This window comes from Burkholderia sp. Ac-20384, from assembly GCF_017104605.1.
GTDB lineage: Bacteria > Pseudomonadota > Gammaproteobacteria > Burkholderiales > Burkholderiaceae > Burkholderia > Burkholderia lata.
Genome location: NZ_JAAGPE010000629.1, coordinates 1 through 1,781, shown reverse-complemented (window position 1 = coordinate 1,781; position 1,781 = coordinate 1). Strand labels below are relative to the sequence as shown.

The window sequence follows — 1,781 nt, the reverse complement described above, 5'->3', positions numbered from 1 at the left end:
TCAGAACTGGTCTTCCGTCAACGCGAGCACGCCCTCGTTGCCCTTCGTGCCGACGATCGACGCTTCGAATGCGCCTGCCTGCACCAGCACGTGCTCCGCATAGCATTGCGCGATCGCGATCTTCGCATCGAAGAACGCCGGATCGCTCGCGCGGTTCGCCTGCGCCGCCACCAGCGCGCGGCCCATCTGCCACCCGCACAGCACCACGCCCGCCAGCTTCAGGTACGGCACGCTGCCCGCGAACACCGCGTTCGGGTCCTGCTTCGCGTTCGCCACCACGTAATCGACCACCGACGACAGCGCCTTCGCGCCCTTCTCCAGCTGTGCCTTCACCGATGCGGCCGCCGCACCGTCCAGCCTGCCCAGCGCCGCCACCGTCTCGCCGATCTCCGCGATCAGCGCCTTCGCCACCGCGCCGCCGTCGCGCATCGTCTTGCGGCCCACCAGGTCGTTCGCCTGGATCGCCGTCGTGCCTTCGTAGATCGCAAGGATACGTGCATCGCGGTAATACTGCGCTGCGCCCGTCTCCTCGATGAAACCCATCCCGCCGTGTACCTGCACGCCCAGGCTCGCCACGTCGTTCACCATCTCCGTGCTCCAGCCCTTCACCACCGGCACCAGATACTCGTAGATTGCCTGATGACGCGCCCGCGTCGCCTCGTCCGAATGGCGGTGGGCAATGTCGCTGTGCGCGGCGGCCACGTAGGCCAGCGCCCGCGCGCCTTCGGTCAGCGCGCGCATCGTGCCGAGCATGCGGCGCACGTCCGGGTGATGGATGATCGTCACCGACTGCTTGGCCGAACCATCGACCGGGCGGCTCTGCACGCGCTCCTTCGCGAATTCCGCGGCCTTCTGGTACGCGCGATCGGCCACGCCGATCCCCTGCATGCCGACGCCGAAGCGCGCCGCGTTCATCATGATGAACATGTATTCGAGGCCGCGGTTTTCCTCGCCGACCAGGTAGCCGATCGCGCCACCGTGATCGCCATACTGCAGCACCGCCGTCGGGCTCGCCTTGATCCCGAGCTTGTGCTCGATCGACACGCAGTGCACGTCGTTGCGCGCGCCCAGCGAGCCGTCTTCGTTGACCATGAACTTCGGCACGATGAACAGCGAGATGCCCTTCACGCCTTCCGGCGCGTTCGGCGTGCGCGCCAGCACCAGGTGGACGATGTTGTCCGCCATGTCGTGCTCGCCCCACGTGATGAAGATCTTCGTGCCGAACACCTTGTACGTGCCGTCGCCCTGCGGCTCGGCGCGCGAGCGCACCAGCGCGAGATCGGAGCCGGCCTGCGGCTCGGTCAGGTTCATCGTGCCGGTCCATTCGCCGGAGATCAGCTTCGGCACGTAGCGCTGCTTCTGCTCGTCGGTGCCAGCCGTCAGCAGCGCCTCGATCGCGCCGTCGGTCAGCAGCGGACACAGCGCGAACGACAGGTTCGACGCGTTCAGCATCTCGATGCACGGCGTCGCGATCAGCTTCGGCAGCCCCTGGCCGTCGTATTCGGACGGATGCTGCAGCCCCTGCCAGCCGCCTTCGACGAACTGGCGGAACGCTTCGCCGAAGCCGGGCGTTGCGGTCACGACGCCGTCCTTCCAGCTGCTCGGGTTGCGGTCGCCTTCGACGTTCAGCGGGGCCAGCACCTCGCCGCAGAACTTCGCGGACTCGTCGAGCACGGCCTGCGCCGTGTCGTAACCGGCATCCTCGAAGCCCGGCAACTGCGCAACGGCGTCGATGCCGGCCAGTTCCTTCAGCACGAACAGCATGTCCTTGACGGGGGCGT

The 1,781-nt window shown here is 67.4% G+C and carries 1 protein-coding gene; it reads right to left on the bottom strand.

Annotation, left to right across the window (positions count from 1 at the left end):
- Positions 1–1,781, bottom strand: a 1,781-nt coding sequence (locus G3O00_RS42445; RefSeq protein ID WP_241025611.1) for an acyl-CoA dehydrogenase, incomplete at its 5' end; no start/stop codon positions are given.